Source organism: Microbacterium sp. NPDC090281 (assembly GCF_044769635.1).
In the GTDB taxonomy this organism is placed as follows: Bacteria; Actinomycetota; Actinomycetes; order Actinomycetales; family Microbacteriaceae; genus Microbacterium.
In genome coordinates, this window is sequence record NZ_JBIVYH010000001.1 from 630,122 (window position 1) to 651,125 (window position 21,004).

Here is a 21,004-nt window from a genome sequence, read left to right on the forward strand (position 1 = left end):
GATCGGAACGTTCCGTGTCATACCCGACTGCTCTGTCAGCGCGCCCTCGGCGCTTGTCCCGTTCGGTTCGAAGCCTGATCGTGGGGGTGGTGACCGTGTCTCTCGCCCTCACCGCCGCCGTCGTGAGCGGTGCGTCCGTTCCCGCCGCCGGTGCGGCACCGGCCGTCACGCTCACGACTCTGCAGGTGGAGAAGAAGACCGAGCCGGTCGGCATCGATGTCGACCGTCCGCGCTTCTCCTGGGTCATCGAGACCGCGGAGCGCGCGGTCGTCCAGGAGTCCTACCGGCTGCGGATCGCGACCTCAGCGGGGGCGCTCGCCGGGGGAGACCTCACGTGGGACAGCGGCGTCGTCTCCTCCGATGCCTCGTCGAGCGTCGAGTACACCGGCCCGGCGCTCGCCTCGGCCACCGAGTACTTCTGGAGAGTCGACGTCGTCACCTCCGCGGGATCGGCGCAGGCCGCCTCCTCGTTCCACACCGGCCTGTACAGCGAGGCCGACTGGCAGGGCAGCTCCTGGATCGGGAACGACCGACCGCAGGAGTCGGGTCCCATCGAGATGACCCTGACGGGGGCGAGCTGGATCCACCCGCAGTACGCGGGCGGTGACACGCCGTCGGGATACTTCCGCAAGACTTTCACGGTCGATCCCGCCAAGACGATCGCCGGCGCACAGCTGGTGATGACCGGCGACCGCGGGTACTCGGTGCTGTTGAACGAGGTGCAGGTGGCGTCCGGTCGCTCGGTCGACGACGCCTGGAAGACCGCATCCCGCGTGACCGTGTCGCCGCAGGCGGGCGAGAACGTCCTGGCCGTGCGCCTCGACAACACCGCGAAGGCCTACGGCGCGTTCGTCGGCAAGCTCACGGTGCTGTACTCCGACGGGACGAAGCAGGACATCGTGACCGATGACAGCTGGCTGGCCACCCGCACGGCGCCGAGCGGCTGGCACCGCAACGACTTCGTCGCCGACGGCTGGGAGACCGCCGCGGCACGCACCCTCTACGGCGGATCGCCCTGGGGCCCGGTCACGATCCCCACCACGACCACCCCCGACACGCGGATGACCTTCGACACCGCGTCCTGGATCCTTCCCGCGATCGGCGAGCCGTCCCCCGGCAACCCGATCCCGGACACGCTGTTCCGTCGGACGATCGAGGTCCCCGCCTCGAAGACCGTCGCGTGGGCGCAGCTCGCCGTGACGGGCGACCAGATCTTCACCGCCTACTGGAACGGCGAAAAGGTCGCGTTCAACACCGGCGCTGACAACGAGTGGCAGCAGGCGCGTGCCGTCGCCCTCACCGCGGCCGCCGGATCGAACGTGCTAGCACTCGCCCTCGACACCCCCGGAAACGCCCAGTACGGGGGAGTGATCGCCCGCGTGCGCATCGGCTACACCGACGGCACCTCGACCGACGTGGTGAGCGACGGGCGCACGAAGGCGCTGGTCTCCTCCGAGAACACGGCCCCGAGTGGCTGGAAGACCGCGGAGTTCGACGACTCCGGATGGCAGGCCGCTCGTGAGCAGGCGCTCTACCGCGGTTGGGTCTACGGCGGCCAGGTCACGATTCCCGAGTTGAACCTCGGAACCGAGAAGCTCACGCTGTCCGGCTCGACGTGGATCTGGACGCCGGAGGCCGCGGCACCCGTCGCGCCCGGCGAGCCGCGCGCCTTCCGTCGCACGCTCGAGTCGCCGGACGGCAAGACCGCGACTCGCGCGGAGATCGTGATCACCGCCGATGACTCCTTCCGTCTCTCGGTGAACGGCGCTCTGCTCGGAGCCACCGAGGGGGCGTCGAACGAGTGGCAGCAGTCGCATCGGTTCTTCGCCGACCTCGACGCCCGCCGGAACACCATCGCGGTGCAGACCACCAACGGCGCGGGATCTCCCGCCGGCCTGGTCGCCGCGATCAGGGTCACCTACTCCGACGGCTCGACCGAGATCGTGCGCACGGACACCGAATGGAAGGCCAGCAAGACCGTCGATGCCGGCTTCGAGGCCCCGGGCTTCGACGACTCCGGGTGGGGTCGGGCTGCCGCCCAGGCGGCATTCGGCAGCGGCCCCTGGGGCGGCGGCGTCCGTGAACCGGCCGCGACGCCGAACCCCGCGCCTCTCCTGCGCAAGGAGTTCGCGGTCGACGGCGACGTGCGCGCGGCGACGCTGTTCGTGGCGGCCGGTGGATACGCGAACGTGTCGCTGAACGGCAAGCCGATCAGTGACGACGTGCTGTCGCCCGGGTTCACCGACTACGACGACACCGTGCAGTACGTCGCCAACGACGTCACCGAGCTCGTGAAGTCGGGCTCCAACGCGATCGGCCTGGAACTCGGCCGCGGCTTCTTCGGCATGACCGGCGGAAACGTCTGGAACTGGCAGCGACCGCCGTGGCACGACGAGCCGGTCGCGCGCCTGCTGCTGCGCCTCGAGCTCGCAGACGGCACCGTGAAGACCGTGGTGACGGATGACAGCTGGACCATCCACGACGGCCCGACGCGGTTCGACGACCTCTACGGCGGCGAGCTGTTCGATGCGAGCAAGGTGCAGACCGGCTTCGACACGGTCGGGTTCGACGACTCGGGCTGGGAGCCCGCGTTCGAGGCGAAGGGCCCGAAGGGTGTCCTGGTGAACCAGCGTCAGCAGCCCATCCGCGTCACCGAGGAGCTTCCGGCGGTCGAGATCACCGAGCCGGTGGCCGACACCTATGTGGTCAAGTTCCCCCGGGTCATCGCCGGATGGGTGCAGTACACGGCTCAGGGGCCGGCGGGCACGACCATCCGCTCCCAGGCCGGAGAGAAGCTGCTGCCGAGCGGCCTGCCGAACTTCTCCAACAACGGCGGCTTCGCCTCCGGTTTCCAGACCGACAGGTTCGTCCTGGCGGGCACCGGTGCCCCGGAGACGTGGGAGCCGCAGTTCTCCTACAAGGGCTTCCAATACATCCAGGTCACCGGGTGGCCGGGCGACCAGCCGCCGCGACTCGAGGACTTCACCGCCAAGGTGGTGCACACCGATGCGCGCGAGTGGGGTTCGTTCGAGAGCTCCGAGCCCATCATGAACCAGGTGCATCGAGCCGTCGTCGACACCCTGAAGAACAACATCCACGGCATCCCGACCGACACCCCGATGTTCGAGAAGAACGGCTGGACCGGTGATGCCGCGGTCGGCGCCGAGATGTTCATGACGAACCTCGACACGCACGAACTGTTCGCGAAGTGGATGCGGGATGTGCACGAGACCCGTGGGGCCGATGGCGCTCCCGAGGTCATCGCCCCCTCCTCGAACAACTGGGGCGACACCGGCAACTGGGGGATCAATCCGCCCTGGCACTCCGCCTACGTCATGATCCCGTGGTGGCTCTACCAGTACGGCAACGACGACCGTGTGCTCGCCGAGCAGTACGACGGCATGAAGGGTTACCTCGACCTGGAGTACGGCCGCTCGACGAACGGTCTCGTCGCGAACCCGCGCCTGGGCGACTGGGTCAGCCCCGAGGCGAGCCCGGCCGGCAGCAACGCTCCGGAGGACACGAGGGTGTCGGCTACGGCGTACCTCTACGCGATGCTCACCTCCATGCAGAAGTCGGCTGCGCTTCTGGGCAAAACCGCCGACGCGGCGATGTTCGCCGAACGCGCCGCGGTCGTGAAGGACACCTTCAACGCCACCTTCCTCGACAGGGACCGCGGTCTCTACCGTGGCAACGGCTCCGACCGCGGATATCGCCAGACGCACAACGTGCTCGCGCTCGCGTTCGGCCTCGCGCCGGACGCGGCGATGGAGCAGCGTGTGGCGGCCAGCATCGCCGACGACGTCGCGGCCAAGGGCGCCCTGAACACCGGCGTGCTCGGGACGAAGTACCTGCTGCCCGTGCTCACGAAGTACGGCTACGAAGACGTCGCCTTCCAGCTCGCCACCTCGACCTCGTACCCCAGCTGGGGGTTCATGGTCGCCAACGGCGGCACCACGATGTGGGAGCACTGGTCGCTCGAGGCCCGCTCGCTGGGTCACTACTTCCTCGGGACCGTCGACGACTGGTTCTACAAGGGCGTCGCGGGCATCGCGGCATCCGAGTCCGAGGGCTACCGGAAGATCGAGATCGCTCCGGCCGTCACAGCGCAGATGGACTGGGCGAAGGCCGAGACGCAGACGCCGTTCGGCCCCGTGAACGTCGACTGGAAGCGTGAGGGCGGCGCACTCCGACTCGACACCCACGTGCCCGTCGGATCCACCGCGACCGTTCGCCTGCCCGCCCCGAACGCATGGGCGGTCAGCGAGAGCGGGTCGTCGCTGGACACGGCGAAGGGCGTGCTCGGCGTCGCGATCGACGGCGACGACGTGGTGGTGACCGTGGCCTCGGGCGACTACTCCTTCACGGTCGATGCGGATGCCGGAGCTGTCGGCGACATCCTCGACCGCCTGGCCGAGTTCGACGCCGAGGTGACCGCTCGTCACTCCGGTGGCGCGCTCGACGACGCCGCCAAGGCGACGCTCCTCGCCGGCAGCGACCGCGTGCGCGACGAGGTGAAGGCTGCGCTGGCTGTGATCGGCGAACCCTCCCGTGCGGCCGAGCGGCTCGCCGGGGCGATCCTCGCCCTGGACGAGCTCGACCGTGCGGTGGCCGCCGTCGCAACCGATGAGGCGACCCGCGCCGCGCTGGCGACGAAGGCAGATGCGGTGCGCACCGCGCTGGGCCTGACCATCTCCGGCCTCCTCGACATCGAGGCTGCACTCACCCCGCCGCCGGGAACGAAGCCCGGGGAGAGTGCAGCGGTGCGGGTTCTCGTAGACAACGGCGGTGACCGCGACATCTCGCGCGTGCGGGCGGCTCTCACCGGTCTCTCCGCGGAGTGGGCGACGGCTCCTGAGCCGACACCGGTCGCCGACGAGATCAAGAGCGGCACCGATGCCGCGGTCGATCTCGCGTTCACCGCGCCGCTCGGCGCGCCCCCGGGGCCCGTCGCGGTCGGGGGCGTGATCGAGTACGGATTCGGCGGCGCGACCGTGCGGCTCGCTGCCGACGCGCAGATCGTGGTCGACACTCCGCTGCAGATCACCTCGGTCACCCTGGACCCTGCGACCGTCCGCCCCGGAGGCGTCACCACGCTGGTCGCGCAGGTGGCCAACGTCGGTGCCCAGCCGACGAGCGGACACCTCGGAGTCGTCGTGCCCGCGGGATGGCAGACGCCCCTCGCCACGGGCGACGTGGTGATCCCCGCGGGGCAGACCGTGTCGCTGTCGGTTCCGGTCGTGGCGCCGCTGGACGCGAAGGCCGGGTCGACCATCGCGACCCTGACCGCCGCGTTCGAGAGAGACGGCGTGCGCTTCGCCGCGCGGGATGCATCCCTCACGGTGCAGCTCGCACCGATCGATGCGCCGGCGCCCGGTTACGATCACATCGATCTCGGAGACGCCACGTCGGAGACCGCACACGGCCTGACCGCGTCGCCGTCTTCCGGGACGAACACCGAGGCCGGTCTCACCCGGCGCTACGCCGGACACCTCGTCGACTTCTCGAAGTTCGAGTTCGACATGGCCGTCGTCCCCGGTGAGCCCTTCGTGATCCGATCCGTCGAGACCTACGACCGAGCCCAGACCAAGAAGTACAAGGTCTATGTCGACGGCGTCGAAGTGCACACGCGTCAGTTCGCGCACACGGGCGGCGTGGGCACCGAGACGTACGAGTTCGTGGTCCCGGCCGAGCGGGCGACCGACGCCTCGGTGCGGGTGAGGTTCGAGACGCAGACCGACCACAGCTTCTACGATCCGTCGATCGCGGATGTGTGGACGGCTCCGGTGCCGAGAGACACGGTGGCGCCGCAGATCGTGTCGCGCACGACGCCGGCATCGCCCGATCCGAGAACCGGATGGTTCACCCGCGCTCCTGTCGGCGTGGAGCTGAAGGCGCAGGATGATCGTCCCGGCACCGTCCGCATCGACTACCGCATCGATGGCGGCGCTTCCGCGGAGTACGACGCTCCGCTCACCCTGGATGGTGAGGGCGAGCACATCGTGGTCGCCACCGCGACAGACGGGGCGGGCAACCACTCGCAACCGCTCGAGGTGGCGGTGCGCATCGACACGAAGGCGCCGACGACGGCGGCCGAGTTCAGCGACGACTTCGACGACGACCACGTCGCGAAGGATCGCGGGGTGATCGAGCTCACGCCGACCGATGCGACCTCGGGCGTCGGTGCCACCAGGTACCGGGTGGACGGCGGGGCCTGGACCGACGGCACGACCGTCGAACTCGCGACCAGGGGAGTGCACACTGTGGAGTTCTTCTCGCTCGATGTCGCCGGCAATGCCGAGACCGTGAAGTCCGTGACCGGTGAGATCGTCATCCCCGACCGCATCCCACCGACGGTGACGCACACCGTGTCGAACCCCGGCACGAACGGGTGGTACCTCGGTGGTGCCGCCGTGACCGTGAGCGCGACCGACTCGGAGAGTGGTGTGGCCTCGGTCGAGTACCGGCTCGCCGGTGGCGGATGGCAGCTCTACGGTGATCCCGTCGTCCTCCCCGAGGGGGAAACGCTCTTCGAGTACCGGGCGACCGATGTGGCCGGCAATGTGAGCGGCATCCTGTCCGAGCGGATCAAGGTCGATGGCACGCGCCCCGGTGTGTGGGCGTGGCTCTCTTCGGCGGGTCGTGTCAGCGCGGTGGGAACCGACTCCGCGTCGGGCATGCAGCGCCTGGAGTACTCGCTCGACGGGAGCACCTGGGGTGACCTGTCCTCCGTGGTCACGGCCACCCCGAAGCCCGAGAGTCTCTCGGTGCGCGCAATCGACCGGGCAGGCAACGCGAGCACGGTGCAGGAGGTCGTGCGCACCGCGCGGCCGCCGGCACTCTCGATCGAACCCGGCTCGTCGATCCTGGTCGAGGGCAGCGGCTTCACGAAGGGAGCGAAGGTGCGGGTGGAATTGCACTCCGATCCGTTGCTTCTGGCGACGGCGACCGCGAACGGGGTGGGCGTGATCTCCGCGCTGGCCTCGGTGCCTGCCGACTTCCCGAGTGGTGCGCACTCGCTCGTGCTCGTCGAGCAGGGCGGAGCAGCGGTCACGCTTCCCACGCAGATCGCCGCGACCGGTTTCGCCGCAGAAATCTGGGTGCCCCTCGGCGCCGGCGCGCTGCTGATCCTCGGAGCCGCGCTCCTCGTGCTCACGCGGCGGCGACGAGTCGTGCAGGTGAAGCGGTAGGCGGTGGTGGTGCCCCGGGTGTGCTCGGGGCACCACCGGCCAGGTGGATCAGAGCGGTCGAGAGGTCGAATCCCGCACGACGAGTTCCGGCTGGAACACCACGCGCTCCCGCTCGGCCTGTCCGCCCGCCTCTCGCAGCATCAGATCGACGGCCGTGTATCCGATGAGCTCGGCGGGCTGGCGGATGGAGGAGAGGGGGACGACCGCCGCGGCCGCGAAGTCGATGTCGTCGTATCCGATGAGCGCGATCTCGTCCGGGACCCGGATGCTGCCCCGCATCATGAGCGCCTGCAGCACTCCCATCGCGAGCAGGTCGTTCGCGGCGAAGACGGCGTCGGGACGGTCTTCGGGTGCACGCGCGCTGAGGGTCTCGCCGGCGGCGCGACCCGCGAGCACGGTCAGCGAGTCGGTCAGGATGACCTCGAGCGAGACCCCGGCCTCGTTCGCCGCCCTGCTGGCGCCCTCGAGCCGGTCGACCACCTGGCGGATACCCATCGGGCCGCCGACGAACGCGATGCGCCGTCGGCCCAGGCTCGCGAGGTGCTGCACGGCGAGGTAGCCGCCACCCACGTCGTCGACCGAGACCGAGGAGAAGCTCTCGTCGGCGACTTCGCGGTCGACGAGCACCACGGTCGTGCCCCTGTCGCGCAGTCGGCGCAGACGCGGCAGATCGTCGGCGAGGGGGGAGATGAGGAGGCCGGCGATGCGCTGCTCTTCGAACAGGTCGATGTAGGCGCGCTCGCGTTCGATCTTCTCGTCGCTGTTGCCGAGCGTGACCGTCATCTTGGCCTCGGCCGCTCGTTCTTCTGCGCCGCGGGCGATGTCGGTGAAGAAGGGGTTGCGCACGTCGAGCACGACGAGGCCGATCGAGCGGCTGTGGCCGGCTCTGAGCTGTCGGGCCGCGTCGTTGCGCACGAAGCCGAGCTTCTCGATGGCCGCGGTGACACGTTCAACGGTGGCGGGGGTGACCTTGTCCGGATGATTCAAGACGTTGGAGACGGTCCCGACGGAGACGGATGCGGCGAGAGCGACATCTCGAACACTGACGACCAAGGCGTTTTCCTTTCCGCGGCATCCGCGAAACCTCTCCCTGAAACGTACCACTGCTCGATCCGTGACTTGACAAGCGGCGAAGGGCGTCGTAATTTACAGATGCTCCACTCTTTAAAACGATTCAATCCGCAGGGATGATCCTGCAGTTTAGGTCCGATCAATGACGATTCCCTCTGGGGTTCCCGCCGCTCCGCCGGCGCTCGAACTCCGCGACATCCGCAAGTCGTTCGGCGCGGTGGTCGCTCTCCGTTCCGGAACGCTGTCGGTCGACGGCGGTTCCATCCACGCCCTGGTCGGCGAGAACGGCGCGGGCAAGTCCACCCTCGTGAAGATCGTCGCCGGTCTCTACCAGCGCGATGACGGGGTGTTCCGGTTCCACGGTGAAGACGTGGACTTCTCCTCGACCGCGCAGTCGAAGAGCGCGGGCGTCGCCGTGATCTACCAGGAACCGACGCTCTTCCCCGATCTGTCCGTCACCGAGAACATCTTCATGGGGCGCCAGCCGACCGGTCGCTTCGGACGGATCGACCGCAAGGCGATGCGGCACGAGGTCGAGCGTCTCTTCACCCGACTGGGCGTGACCATCGATCCCGACCGTCCGGCGGAGGGACTGTCGATCGCCGACCAGCAGGTCATCGAGATCGCGAAGGCCGTCTCCCTCGACGCGAGCCTGCTCGTCATGGACGAACCCACCGCCGCGCTGTCCGGCGTCGAGGTCGAGCGTCTCTTCACGATCGCACGCAGCCTCCGCGACGAGGGCCGCGCGCTCATCTTCATCTCGCACCGCTTCGACGAGGTGTTCGCCCTCTGCGACACGGTCACGGTCATGCGCGACGGCGCCTACATCGCCACCAGTGCGATCGCCGACACCTCGGTCGAGGAGATCGTGCACCAGATGGTCGGCCGCGAAGTGACCGAGCTGTTCCCCAAGCAGGAGACCACGGTCGGCGGTCCTCTGCTCGAGGTCGAGAACCTCACCAGCCCCGGCGTCTTCCACGACATCTCCTTCACCGTGCGATCGGGCGAGATCGTGGGCCTGGCCGGTCTCGTCGGCGCCGGCCGCAGCGAAGTGGCTCGTGCCGTTTTCGGCGTCGACCCCTACCGCGCGGGGACCGTCACGATGCAGGGATCCCGCATCCCCCGCGGTCGTCCCACCGACGCCATGCGCGCCGGCCTCGCGCTCGTCCCCGAAGACCGCCGCAAGCAGGGACTCGTGATCGAATCCGGCGTCGGCGGCAACATCACCCTCTCGATCCGCCGCCAGCTCGCGAAGCTGGGCTTCATCACCACGGGGATCGAGAACCGCGCCGCCCGGGAATGGGCCACCAGGCTCGAGGTCAAGACACACGCCCTCGACACGGTCGCCGCCACGCTCTCCGGAGGCAACCAGCAGAAGGTCGTCCTCGCCAAGTGGCTCGCGACTAAGCCGAAGGTCCTCATCATCGACGAGCCGACCCGCGGAATCGACGTCGGCACCAAGTCCGAGGTGCACCGGCTGCTCTCCGAGCTCGCCGGGCAGGGCATGGGAATCCTCATGATCTCGTCGGAACTGCCGGAGGTGCTCGGCATGGCCGACCGCGTCCTCGTCATGCGCGAGGGGCGGATCACCGCAGAGATCGCCCGCTCGGAGGCCACTTCCGAGAATGTCATGTACGCCGCGACGCACGCATCGGAGCTCTCCTCGTGACCACCGCCATCCCCGTCTCCTCGATGACGAAGAGGCTCGCAGCCCTCGGCAGGGCGCGGGAGTTCGGCATCCTCCTCGCCCTGGCGCTCGTGATCATCGCCGCCACGACGAACAACTCCAACTTCCTGTTCAGCCCCGACGGCTGGCGCGACCTGCTCCTCACGCCGTCGATCCTCGTGCTCGTCGCCGTCGGGCAGGCCGTCGTCCTCATCACCCGCAACGTCGACCTCTCGGTCGGCTCGGTCATGGGGCTCACCGCCTACCTCACCGGCCGCCTGTTCATCGACGTGCCCGGCATCCCGATCGTGATCGTCGTCGTGGCGGCCGTCGTGTTCGGAGCCCTCCTCGGACTCATCAACGGCGCCCTGGTGGCCTTCGCCAAGGTTCCCGCCATGGTGATCACCCTCGGTACGCTCTACGCCTATCGCGGCATCAACGTGCTGTGGACCGGCAGCGACCGGGTGAACGCCTCCGACATGCCGAAGGACTTCCTGGCTCTCGGCACCGGGCAGCTGGTCGGCATCCCGATCCTCACGATCGTGGCCCTCATCGTGCTCGCCGGTGCCGCCTGGTACATGAAGAACACCCGCGCCGGACGCGAGTACTACGCGATCGGCTCCGACCCCGCGGCGGCCGAGCTGTACGGCCTCCGTGTCACGCGCCGTGTGCTGACCGCCTTCGTCGTCTCGGGCGCTCTCGCCGGTCTCGCCGGAGTGTTCTACGCCGCCCGCTACGGCACCATCAACTCGCAGGCCGGAGCCGGATGGGAGCTCGATGCGGTGGGCGCGGCCGTGATCGGCGGCGTCGCGATCACCGGCGGCATCGGCTCGGTGTGGGGTGCGGCGATCGGCGCGGTGCTGTTGCTCACGATCAACCGGGCCCTTCCGATCCTCGGTATCCCCGACTTCTGGCAGCGCGCCGTCGTCGGCCTCCTGATCATCGGCGCGATCGTGCTCGACCGCGTCCTCGCCGTCCGCCAGAAACGACGGCTCATCGAAGCGAGGGACAAGTCATGACCACCGCGACCACGACCGCGACCACCCGGGTCATCCGTGACTTCGACAAGCCGCTCTGGCGCCGGGTGCTCCTCACCAGGGAGATGGCGATCGTCGCCCTGCTCGTCCTGGTCGTCATCGTCTCCGCGAGTACCGTCCGCGGCTTCGGCCAGCCGATCACGCTGACCTACCTGCTCCTCGACATCGCCCCGATCCTCCTGATCGCGCTGCCGATGACGCTCGTGATGATCACCGGCGAGATCGATCTATCGGTCGGCAGCATGGTGGGGCTTTCCAGCGTCGTCACCGGAGCGCTGGTGCAGGGCGGGATCCCCTTCGAGGTCGCCGCCCTCGCGGCCCTGCTCGTCGGTCTGGTCGGCGGGGCGTTCAACGGGTTCCTCGTCACGGTCGTCGGCCTGCCATCGCTCGCCGTCACGATCGGAACGCTCGCGCTGTTCCGCGGGCTCGCCGTCGGCCTGCTCGGCACGGCGGCGGTCACGGAGTTCCCCGAGTTCTGGACCGACCTCGCCAAGGCGAAGCTCGCAGGCACCACGATCCCGGTGGTCATGATCCCCTTCCTGTTTTTGCTGGTGGGCTTCATCCTCCTGCTGCACTACACGCCGTTCGGTCGCGGCGTGTACGCGATCGGTCTCTCGAAGGACGCCGCCAGGTTCTCGGGGGTGCACGTGGAGCGGACGAAGTTCATCCTCTTCGTGCTCTCCGGAGTGGTCGCCGCGTTCGCCGGGGTGTTCTACACGCTCCGCTACGGCAGCGCGCGAGGAGACAACGCCACCGGACTCGAGCTGCAGGTGATCGCGGCGGTCGTCCTCGGCGGAGTCTCGGTGTTCGGCGGACGGGGAAAGATCTACGGGGTCGTCGCCGCCGCGCTGCTCATCGGCTCGCTCGCCAGCTCATTGCGCCTGGTGAACGTGACATCCGACGTGATCAACATCATCACCGGCGCGCTTCTGGTCGCCTCGGTGGTGGCCGCAAGTTTCCTGGCCTGGCTGCAGAAAGCCCGTCGCCGGCCGGGACGTCCATCCACCGGCGCCACACCCACAGCTTCATGACGCCGACGCCGCAGTTGCGGCACCCCCTCACGAAAGGAACAGAACAATGATGTTTGCACGCAAGCGTGTGACCGCGTTCGCCGCCCTCGCTGTGGCCGCAGCGGTCGCCCTGTCCGGATGCGCGAGCACCGGCGGCGACGACGGCGCCGGCGACGGCGGAGACGGCAACCTCGCCATCACCTTCCTGCCCAAGAACCTCGGAAACCCCTACTTCGACACCTCGAGCAAGGGCGGCAAGGCGGCCGTGGAGGAGTTCGGCGGCACCTTCGCCGAGGTCGGACCGGCCGAGGCCACCCCCGACGCACAGGTCAGCTACATCAACACGGCCACGCAGCAGGGCGTCGGAGCGCTCGTCGTCTCGGCGAACGACCCGAAGGCGATCTGCGACGCGCTGAACGAAGCGCGCGACGGCGGCGTGAAGGTCGTCACCTTCGACTCCGACACGAACCCGGAATGCCGCGACGTCTTCATCAACCAGGCGGACTCCGAGGGCATCGCGAAGGTGCAGGTCGACCAGATCGCGGAGCAGATCGGCGGCGCCGGAGAGATCGCGATCCTCTCGGCCTCGGCCAACGCGACCAACCAGAACGCCTGGATCGACCTGATGAAGGAGTACCTCGCCAGCGACTACCCCGACATCACGCTCGTCGAGACCGTCTACGGCGACGACGACGACCAGACCTCCTTCGACAAGACCGCTGCCCTGCTGCAGACCCACCCGAACCTGAAGGGCATCATCTCGCCCTCGACGGTCGGCATCGCCGCAGCCGCCCGCTACCTGTCCACCTCGGACTACAAGGGCAAGGTCGCCCTCTCCGGTCTCGGCACCCCGAACCAGATGCGCGAGTACGTCGAGGACGGCACCGTCACGTCGTTCGCACTGTGGAACCCGGAAGACCTCGGCTACCTCGCGGCCTTCGCGGCGCAGGCGCTCATCGAGGGCGACATCACCGGCAAGAAGGGCGACACCTTCACCGCCGGCGACCTCGGCGAGTACACGGTCGGCGACGACGGTGTCGTGCTGCTCGGTGACCCGTTCGTGTTCAACGCCGACAACATCGGCGAGTTCGACTTCTGATGAACACCGAGCGTCCGGCCGGCACAGTGGGTCGGCCGGGCGCTCGCAGAAAGGCCCTCATGACCCGCGTATGCGTGAAGCTCCAGGTGCGACCGGAGCTTCTGGACGAGTACCGCAAGCGTCACGCGCCCGTGTGGCCCGAGATGCTCGCCGAGATCGCGGCGGCCGGACGCCGCAACTACTCGCTCTTCCTCGCCCCTGACGGTGAGCTCATCGGCTACTACGAGACCGATGATGACGCGGCGGCCCAGGCGTATCTCGCGGCGTCGCCCGTCGCCGCCCGCTGGGAGGCCGAGATGGGCCGCTTCTTCGTCGGTCTCGACGGCCGACCGGACCAGGCCGCCCCCACCCTTCCCGAGGTGTTCCACCTCGAAGACCAGCTCTCCTCCTCCGGTCTCCAGAACGAAAGCAGTGCATCGTGAGCATCCTCACCCCTCTGAACCTCGCCATCCTCGAGCAGCAGAGCATCGAACTCCCCAGCTGGGCCTTCGGCAACTCCGGCACGCGTTTCAAGGTGTTCGGAACCCCGGGCACCCCGCGGGATCCGTGGGAGAAGATCGCCGACGCCGCCCAGGTCAACCGCTACACGGCACTCGCCCCCGCAGTGGCGCTGCACATCCCGTGGGACGTGGTGGACTCGTACTCCGACCTGCGCACGCACGCCGAGGACCACGGGGTGACGCTCGGCACGGTCAACTCCAACACGTTCCAGGACGACGACTACAAGTTCGGCGCCCTCACGCACGAGGATGAGGCCATCCGCCAGAAGGCGATCGACCACCACCTGACCTGCATCGACGTGATGGACGCGACCGGCAGCCGCGACCTAAAGATCTGGCTGGCCGAGGGGTCGAACTACCCCGGTCAAGCCGACATGCGCGGACGTCAGGACCGACTGCAGGACTCCCTGCAGCAGATCTACGACCGCCTCGGCGACGATCAGCGCCTGGTGCTCGAGTACAAGTTCTTCGAGCCGGCGTTCTATCACACCGATGTTCCCGACTGGGGCACCTCCTACGCGCAGGTCAGCGCTCTCGGGGGCAAGGCGATGGTGTGCCTGGACACGGGCCATCACGCGCCCGGCACGAACATCGAGTTCATCGTGATGCAGCTGCTGCGCCTCGGCAGGCTCGGGTCGTTCGACTTCAACTCGCGCTTCTACGCCGATGACGACCTGATCGTGGGGGCGGCCGATCCGTTCCAGCTGTTCCGCATCCTGTTCGAGGTCATCCGCGGCGGGGGTCTGAACAACCCTGACGTGGCGTTCATGCTCGACCAGTGCCACAACGTCGAGGACAAGATCCCCGGCCAGATCCGCTCGGTGCTGAACGTGCAGGAGATGACCGCTCGCGCGCTGCTCGTCGACCGCGACGCGCTCACCGCCGCGCAGAAGTCGGGCGACGTGCTCGCAGCCAACGCCGTCTTCATGGATGCCTTCTACACGGATGTGCGTCCGGCGCTCGCCGAGTGGCGCGAGTCGCGCGGTCTTCCCTCCGACCCGATGGCCGCCTACCTCGCCTCCGGTTACCAGGAGAAGATCGCCGCCGAGCGTGTGGGCGGTGTGCAGGCCGGCTGGGGGGCCTGATCTCGACGCCGTCGGCGATCGGTACGCCGCCCGTGCTCAGGTGCGGGCGGCGTACTGCTGCCGGATGATCGGGTGGTGGTCGACCGCGAAGGACCGCGCGTCGCCGTCGTCCCACGATGGGCGCTCCCCGGTGAGAGCCCAGGCTGCCTGCGCTGCGGCACCCCGGGCGACGGCCTCGTCGATGCCCGGCACCACGATCGGCACGTCGAACACCTGCGCGGCGATCTGCGCGACCGCCGGATTGCGCGCGGCCCCGCCGATGAGCAGGATGCGTGCGGCCGGCACCCCGCACCGCCGGATCGCGTCGAGACCGTCGGCGAGACCGCACAGCAGACCCTCCACTGCGGCACGGGCCAGCGTCTCGCGCCGCGTCGAGGCGAGCGACATGCCGAACAGGGTCGCTGTGGCATCCGGGCGGTTCGGGGTGCGCTCTCCCTCGAAGTAGGGCTGCAGCACCAGGCCGTCCGCTCCGGGCCCAGCCTCCAGCGCCAGGCGGGCGAGTTCGCCGTGATCGACGCCGAGCAGCCCTGCGACGGCGTCGAGCACGCGCGCGGCATTGAGCGTGGCGACGAGGGGCAGGTGGTGGCCGCTGCCGTCGGCGAAGCCCGCGACCACCCCGCTGGGGTCGGCGATGGGGCGTTCGGACACGGCGAAGACCGTGCCGCTCGTGCCGATCGAGATCACCGCGTCGCCGGGTCGGGCGCCGAGTCCGAGAGCACCGCCGGCGTTGTCGCCCAACCCGGCACCGACCACGGCGCCACCGGGTGTGACCCCCATCCGCTCGGCAGGCCCGAGCACGCGAGGGAGGATCGGGACGCGACCGAACGCACGCTCGAGCAGATCCCGGTCGTAGGAGCCGGTGGACGCGCTCCAGTAGGCGGTGCCGCTCGCGTCGGAGCGGTCGGTGGCGAGGGCGTCGAGGTCGGGACCGAAGTCGGCGGCGCCACCGACGGGACCGTACCCACGAAGTCGCCAGGAGAGCCAGTCGTGGGGGAGGGCGACGGCGGCGACCCTGGCCGCGTTCGTCGGCTCCTGATCACGCAACCACCGCAGCTTGGCGCCGGTGAACGACGCCACGGGGACGACCCCGACCCGACGCGCGTACTCCTGGGCGCCGACCTCGGCGACGAGCGCCGCCGCGGCATCCGCACTGCGCACGTCGTTCCACAGGAGCGCGTCGCGGACGACCTGCCCCCGGGCGTCGAGTGCCACGAGTCCGTGTTGCTGCGCGGCGATCGAGATCGCGGCGACGTCGTCCAGCCCGCCGGCGTCGACGATCGCCTGCTGCAGGGCCGACCACCAGGCCTCGGGATCGACCTCGGTGCCGGACGGATGCGACGCCCGTCCCGAACGTACGACCTTCCCGGTCGCGAGATCGTGCACGGTCACCTTGCAGCTCTGCGTGGACGAATCCACGCCGGCGACGTATGTCGACGGCATCCGCTTCTCCCTCATCCGTGAACGACCCGAGCCGCGAAGACGCCGAAGCATCCACGCGGCTCGGGTTCGGCCGTCACTCAGTCTGGCCGGTGAGGCCCTCGTAGGCGATGTTGCCGCTCTTGAGGTTCTTGTTGGTCATGTCGCTGAGGCCCTTCAGGAACGCGTCGCGCTCGGTGACGACGTGGCCGATCGCTTCGTCGACGTTGTCCTTCGTGATCGCGGGCATCAGGTAGATCGGGTTCTCCTTGACGTCCTCCCCGCGCACGATGGCTGCCGCATACGCGACGCCGGCCGAGAGCTCGACCGTGCCGTTCTGCAGCGAGGTGCCGATGAAGTCGCCGTTCTTGACGGCTTCGAGGCCATCGGCGATGCCGTCGATGCCGACGATCGGCACGTCGGTCATGCCCGCTTCCTTGAGGGCCTGCAGGGCGCCGAGGCCCATGTCGTCGTTCTGGGCGATCACGCCGTCGATGTCGTCGCCGAAGGCCGAGATCCAGTTGCTGACCTTGTTGACGGCCTCATCGCGCTTCCAGTTCGCGGTGTCCTTGGCGAGGACCTTCACGTCGGGGTTCTCGGCGAGGACGTTGTCGATGCCCTTGCCGCGGTTGATCTCGCCCGAACCGCCGAGCGGCCCCTGCAGGATGATGACGTTGCCCGTGCCGCCGATGGCATCCATCATCATCTGCGCTTCCTGCTCGCCGGCGGCGACGTCGTCCGGCTGCACCGAGCCGGTGAGGTCTTCGCTGTTCAGCGACGCGTTGACGTCGAAGAAGGGGATGTCGGCGGCCTTCGCTGCGGCGATCTGCGGCTGCAGCGAGTCGGCCTGCACCGGGATGACCACGATGGCGTCGACGCCTGCTGTGACGTACTGGTCGATCTGGCTCGCCTGGGTGTTGACGTCGAGGCCTGCGGAGTTCCACAGGATCTCGATGTTGTTCTCATCGGCGTAGCGCTCGATGCCTTCTTTGCCCTCGGTGACGAACGACGACATGTCGTAGACGCTGACGCCGATGGTGATGCGCTCCTGACCGCTGTCGTCGCCGCCGCCGGCGTTCGCGTTCGGGTCGCCGGCGCCGCACCCGGCGAGCATCAGCGCTGCGACGGAGGTGACGGCGAAAGCCGCGGCGATGCGGCTCTTCTTGGTGAACATGGGATTCCTCTCGTTGGGTGGTGCGATGAAGCAGGGTCTTCGAAGCAGGGTCTTCTTCGGGGATCAGAGGTGAGGGTCAGCGGCTTCGTCGTCGGGTCGCCCACACGTCGACGGCGACCGCCGCCACGATGAGCACGCCCTTGATGACCTTCTGCCAGTAAGCGGGGACGGTCAGGATGTCGAGGCCGTTGTTCAGGGTCTGGATGAGGAGCAGGCCCAGGGCCGTGCCCCAGATGGAGCCGCGTCCACCGAGCAGGCTCGCTCCACCGATGACGACGGCCGCGATCGCGTCGAGCTCGTAGCCGACTCCGAGGTTGGGCGCTCCGAGCGTGACGCGGCTGGCGAGCATGACACCGGAGATTCCGGCCAGCATGCCGGAGATGGCATACACGCTGAAGATGGTGCGACCGACGTTGATGCCGGCGATACCGGCGGCGACGGGGTTGCCGCCGATCGCGTAGACACGCATGCCCCAGGTGGTGCGGCGCATCACGATGGCAAGCCCCAGGATTCCGACGATCATCAGGATGACCGGCAGCGTGAGGCCGCCGAACTGGGCGTTGGCGATGCGGGAGAAGTCGGCCGGCAGCCCCGTGATGGGGGCGCCGTTGCCCGCGACATACGCGATGCCGGACGCGAGCGTCAGCATCCCGAGCGTCGCGATGAAGGGCGGCACCTTGATCACCGACACCACGAAGCCGTTTATCGCACCGGCGATGAAGCCGACGACGACACCGGCGACGATCGCGAGCCAGATCTGATCGGGGAAGGCTTTCGCCGTGAGACTGCCGAACACGGCGGCCGCGGCGATCACGCTGCCGACGGACAGGTCGATCCCCCCGGTGAGGATCACGAGCGTCTGCCCGAGCGCGATGAGCGCGAACGGGGCTGCAGCGACGAGGATCGTCTGCAGGTTGTCGACCGTGCCGAAGCGCGCGCTGCGGTAGAGGAAGAACGCGATGATGAGCACCATCACGATCACCATCGCGTAGCGGATCGCGAGGTCGCCGAACCAGGTCGGGCTGAAGCGCTTCACGCCCGACTCGGGGACGAAGGTCTGCGAGGCGGTTCGGGTGTCGGTCATTGGTCGTCCTTTGCGGAAGGGGCTGTACCGGAAGGCGTGGCGCTCGAAGGCGCGTCGGAGATGTCGAGTCCGCTCGCGAGTCGGAAGATGCGGTCCTGCACGTCGGGTTGCTGGAGGGCGGTGCGATCGAGCTCTGCCACCACGCCGCCGCCCTTGAGCACGAGGGCGCGGTGCGACAGCGCGAGGATCTCGGGCATATCGCTCGAGGCCATCACGACGGCCATGCCGGAAGCTGCGAGGTCGGTGATGATCCGGTAGATCTCGCTGCGGGCACCGATGTCGACGCCGCGGGTCGGCTCATCGAGAAGCAGCACCTTGACCTCGCCGGTGAGCCAGCGCGCGAGCACGACCTTCTGCTGGTTGCCACCCGACAGCGTCTCCATCAGCTGCCCGAGGCCGCGACTGCGCAGGCGCACGGAGCTCATGACCTGGGAGACGGCATCGACGCGACTGCGCCCCTTGAGCCAGCCGGCGACGGAGAACTGGCTCATGCGCGGCAGCGTCGCATTTGCGAGGATGTCCATGCTGAGCACGGCACCCGCGCCCTTGCGGTCTTCGGGGACCAGGGCCATGCCCGCGGTGATCGCGTCGGCGGGGCGACCGCGGCGCACGCGGCTGCCGCCGACCGTGATCTCGCCCGCCGTCGAGGGCCGAACGCCGAACAGCGCCTCGATGAGCTCGGTGCGGCCGGCGCCGACGAGACCGGCGAGTCCGACGATCTCACCGCGACGCACCTGCAGGTCGAACGGCTGCGGAGCCGGGGTGTACTCGAGCCCGCGCACCGAGAGGGCGATGTCGTCGGAGGCCGGCGGGAGATCGGGGAACAGGTCCTCGAGCTCACGCCCGATCATCGCGGTGACGATGTCGTCGTCGCTGAGCTCCGAGAGCGGCTCATCGGCGACCAGGCCGCCGTCGCGGAGCACCACGACCCGGTCGGCGATCGCGCGGATCTCCTCCATCTTGTGCGTGGTGAAGAGGATCGCCACCCCTCGGTCGCGGAGCATCCGCATGTTCTCGATCAGACGGGCGACTTCCCGTTCGGCGATCGCGCTGGTGGGCTCGTCCAGCAGCAGCACCCGGGCACCGGTGCTGGTGGCCTTGACGATCTCGACGATCTGGCGCAGTCCCACCGGCAGCGATCCCATGCGCGCCTTGGGGTCGATGTCGACGCCGAACTCGGCGAGCATCTCCCTGGCCTCCCTCGCCATGCGGCGCCGGTCGACGAAGCCGAACCGGTTACGGAGTTCCCGACCGACGAAGATGTTCTCGTACACCGTGGTGTCGAGGATCGACGCGAGTTCCTGCGGCACGATGGCGATCCCGCGCTGGTGGGCGTCGCGCGCGGACCCCGCGGCCAGCTCCTCGCCTCGGACGAGCACGCTTCCACCATCCGCCTTCATCTGACCGGAGGCGATCTTCATGAGGGTCGACTTTCCGGCACCGTTCTCTCCGGCGAGCGCCGTCACCGTTCCCGGCACGAGGTGCAGTCCCACGCCTTTGAGCACGGGCACCCCGCCGAACGCCTTGCGGATGTCGACACAGGCCAGCATGTCCGGCTGCTCGTGGAGCGCGATGTTCCCCGTCTGCTCGAGGCCGGTCATGATTCCCTCGCGTGCTCGCGGTCGGGGTGCACGATGCTCTTCAGGGTCGACGGACGCGAGGCGGAGTCGAGCGCCTCGCGCACCTCGGCCAGCCCGAAGGCGCCGGTGACCAGTGCATCCAGGTCGACGGCTCCGGAGGCGACGAGGTCGATCGCGGTCGGCCACGTGTTCGCGTAGCGGAAGATGCCGGTGACGATCAGCTCGCGGTTCTGGATCGTGGAGACCGGGAGCGCGATCTCGTCGGCGCCCATGCCGACCAGGACGGCGACGCCGCCGGACTTCAGAGCCGAGATGCCCTGCTTCACGGCGACGGGCGAGCCCGAGGCATCCACGAAGGCGTCATAGCCCGACCCGAGCGGACCCGCAGCCGGGTCGACGGCTTCGGTCGCACCGAACCGGAGGGCGACCTCGCGGCGCTCGGCCATCGGGTCGCTGATCACGATCTCGGTGGCGCCGAATGCCCGCGCGGTCTGTGCGGTGACGATTCCGATGGGACCGGCGCCCGTGATGAGCACCCGGCTGCCCGGGCGCACGCCGGCCTTCTGCACCGCGGCGATGGCGACGGACAGCGGCTCCATGAGCGCTGCGGCGTCGTCGCTGACGGAGTCGGGGACCGCATAGGCGAAGTCGTCCTGGATCGCGACGTACTCCGCGAACGCGCCGTCGATCGGCGGGGTGGCGTAGAACTCGATGCGCGGGCAGAGGTTGTACCGGCCGCTTCGGCAGAACTCGCACACGCGGCAGGGGCGCTGCGGCTCGATCGAGACGCGCTCGCCCAGGCGGGAGTCGTCGACGTCGGCTCCGACAGCGACGATCACACCGCCGGCCTCGTGGCCGAGCACGAGGGGCTCCGCCACGACGAAGTCGCCGATGCGCCCTTCGTGGAAGTAGTGGACGTCGGAGCCGCAGATGCCGACCGCATTGACCCGGACGATCACCTGATCGGCGGAAGGGGTCGGCACGGGGCGGGTCTCGACCGTGAGCTCGCCGGCTCGCACCAATACGCTCGCACGCATGGTCGTCGGCAGTTCAGTGCGCTTCATCGGGCTCCTCGTGGTGCGGCGGTGCAGT

The 21,004-nt window shown here is 68.9% G+C and carries 13 protein-coding genes; 7 read left to right on the forward strand and 6 right to left on the reverse strand.

All coding sequences use genetic code 11. From position 1 onward, the window contains the following. Positions 1 to 89 precede the first annotated feature (89 nt). Complete coding sequence (locus ACIQTX_RS03065) at positions 90 to 7,190, forward strand: family 78 glycoside hydrolase catalytic domain (RefSeq protein WP_402968723.1); 7,101 nt, start codon at positions 90 to 92, stop codon at positions 7,188 to 7,190. Between the two features lie 48 nt (positions 7,191 to 7,238). Here the strand turns inward: ACIQTX_RS03065 and ACIQTX_RS03070 are convergent, their stop codons facing one another. Continuing rightward, on the reverse strand, positions 7,239 to 8,243 hold the full coding sequence (locus ACIQTX_RS03070; RefSeq protein WP_402968726.1) for a LacI family DNA-binding transcriptional regulator: 1,005 nt from the start codon (positions 8,241 to 8,243) through the stop codon (positions 7,239 to 7,241). Between the two features lie 160 nt (positions 8,244 to 8,403). Here ACIQTX_RS03070 and ACIQTX_RS03075 point away from each other — a divergent pair, with 160 nt between their 5' ends. Genes ACIQTX_RS03075 through rhaI form a run of 6 tightly spaced genes read left to right on the forward strand, consistent with a single transcriptional unit; the run spans position 8,404 to position 14,658 of the window. Further along, positions 8,404 to 9,930 carry a sugar ABC transporter ATP-binding protein gene (locus ACIQTX_RS03075; protein ID WP_028500975.1) on the forward strand — a complete coding sequence of 509 codons (1,527 nt, stop codon included), beginning with the start codon at positions 8,404 to 8,406 and terminating at the stop codon, positions 9,928 to 9,930. Positions 9,931 to 9,953: 23 nt separating this feature from the next. Continuing rightward, positions 9,954 to 10,946, forward strand: a complete 993-nt coding sequence (locus ACIQTX_RS03080) for an ABC transporter permease (RefSeq protein ID WP_402972938.1) — start codon at positions 9,954 to 9,956, stop codon at positions 10,944 to 10,946. After that, positions 10,943 to 11,995, forward strand: coding sequence for an ABC transporter permease (locus ACIQTX_RS03085; protein ID WP_402968729.1), 1,053 nt, complete (start codon positions 10,943 to 10,945; stop codon positions 11,993 to 11,995). Before ACIQTX_RS03080 ends, ACIQTX_RS03085 begins: the two co-directional genes overlap by 4 nt. A 46-nt stretch (positions 11,996 to 12,041) precedes the next feature. Then, positions 12,042 to 13,073 carry a rhamnose ABC transporter substrate-binding protein gene (gene rhaS / locus ACIQTX_RS03090; RefSeq protein ID WP_028500972.1) on the forward strand — a complete coding sequence of 344 codons (1,032 nt, stop codon included), beginning with the start codon at positions 12,042 to 12,044 and terminating at the stop codon, positions 13,071 to 13,073. 59 nt (positions 13,074 to 13,132) lie between these two features. Continuing rightward, positions 13,133 to 13,495: an L-rhamnose mutarotase gene (locus ACIQTX_RS03095; protein ID WP_402968733.1), complete on the forward strand. Its 363-nt coding sequence runs from the start codon at positions 13,133 to 13,135 to the stop codon at positions 13,493 to 13,495. Further along, entirely contained in the window at positions 13,492 to 14,658 is a 1,167-nt protein-coding gene (gene rhaI, locus ACIQTX_RS03100; protein ID WP_402968736.1) for an L-rhamnose isomerase, read from the forward strand. Before ACIQTX_RS03095 ends, rhaI begins: the two co-directional genes overlap by 4 nt. Positions 14,659 to 14,694: 36 nt before the next feature. Here the strand turns inward: rhaI and xylB are convergent, their stop codons facing one another. The 5 genes from xylB to ACIQTX_RS03125 all read right to left on the reverse strand — a co-directional run bounded on the left by xylB (position 14,695) and on the right by ACIQTX_RS03125 (position 20,976). Further along, complete coding sequence (gene xylB, locus ACIQTX_RS03105; RefSeq protein ID WP_402968739.1) at positions 14,695 to 16,098, reverse strand: xylulokinase; 1,404 nt, start codon at positions 16,096 to 16,098, stop codon at positions 14,695 to 14,697. A gap of 73 nt (positions 16,099 to 16,171) precedes the next feature. Then, the gene (locus tag ACIQTX_RS03110; RefSeq protein ID WP_402972940.1) at positions 16,172 to 17,188 is read right to left on the reverse strand and encodes a substrate-binding domain-containing protein; all 1,017 of its coding nucleotides are present in this window, start codon (positions 17,186 to 17,188) and stop codon (positions 16,172 to 16,174) included. A 136-nt stretch (positions 17,189 to 17,324) separates the two neighbouring features. Then, positions 17,325 to 18,332 carry an ABC transporter permease gene (locus ACIQTX_RS03115; protein WP_028500967.1) on the reverse strand — a complete coding sequence of 336 codons (1,008 nt, stop codon included), beginning with the start codon at positions 18,330 to 18,332 and terminating at the stop codon, positions 17,325 to 17,327. Continuing rightward, positions 18,329 to 19,933 carry a sugar ABC transporter ATP-binding protein gene (locus ACIQTX_RS03120; RefSeq protein ID WP_081662985.1) on the reverse strand — a complete coding sequence of 535 codons (1,605 nt, stop codon included), beginning with the start codon at positions 19,931 to 19,933 and terminating at the stop codon, positions 18,329 to 18,331. The genes ACIQTX_RS03115 and ACIQTX_RS03120 overlap by 4 nt, the downstream gene beginning before the upstream one ends. Further along, positions 19,930 to 20,976 (reverse strand): NAD(P)-dependent alcohol dehydrogenase, encoded by a 1,047-nt coding sequence (locus ACIQTX_RS03125; RefSeq protein WP_402968743.1) that lies wholly within the window; start codon positions 20,974 to 20,976, stop codon positions 19,930 to 19,932. The genes ACIQTX_RS03120 and ACIQTX_RS03125 overlap by 4 nt, the downstream gene beginning before the upstream one ends. Between the last annotated feature and the right edge of the window lie 28 nt (positions 20,977 to 21,004).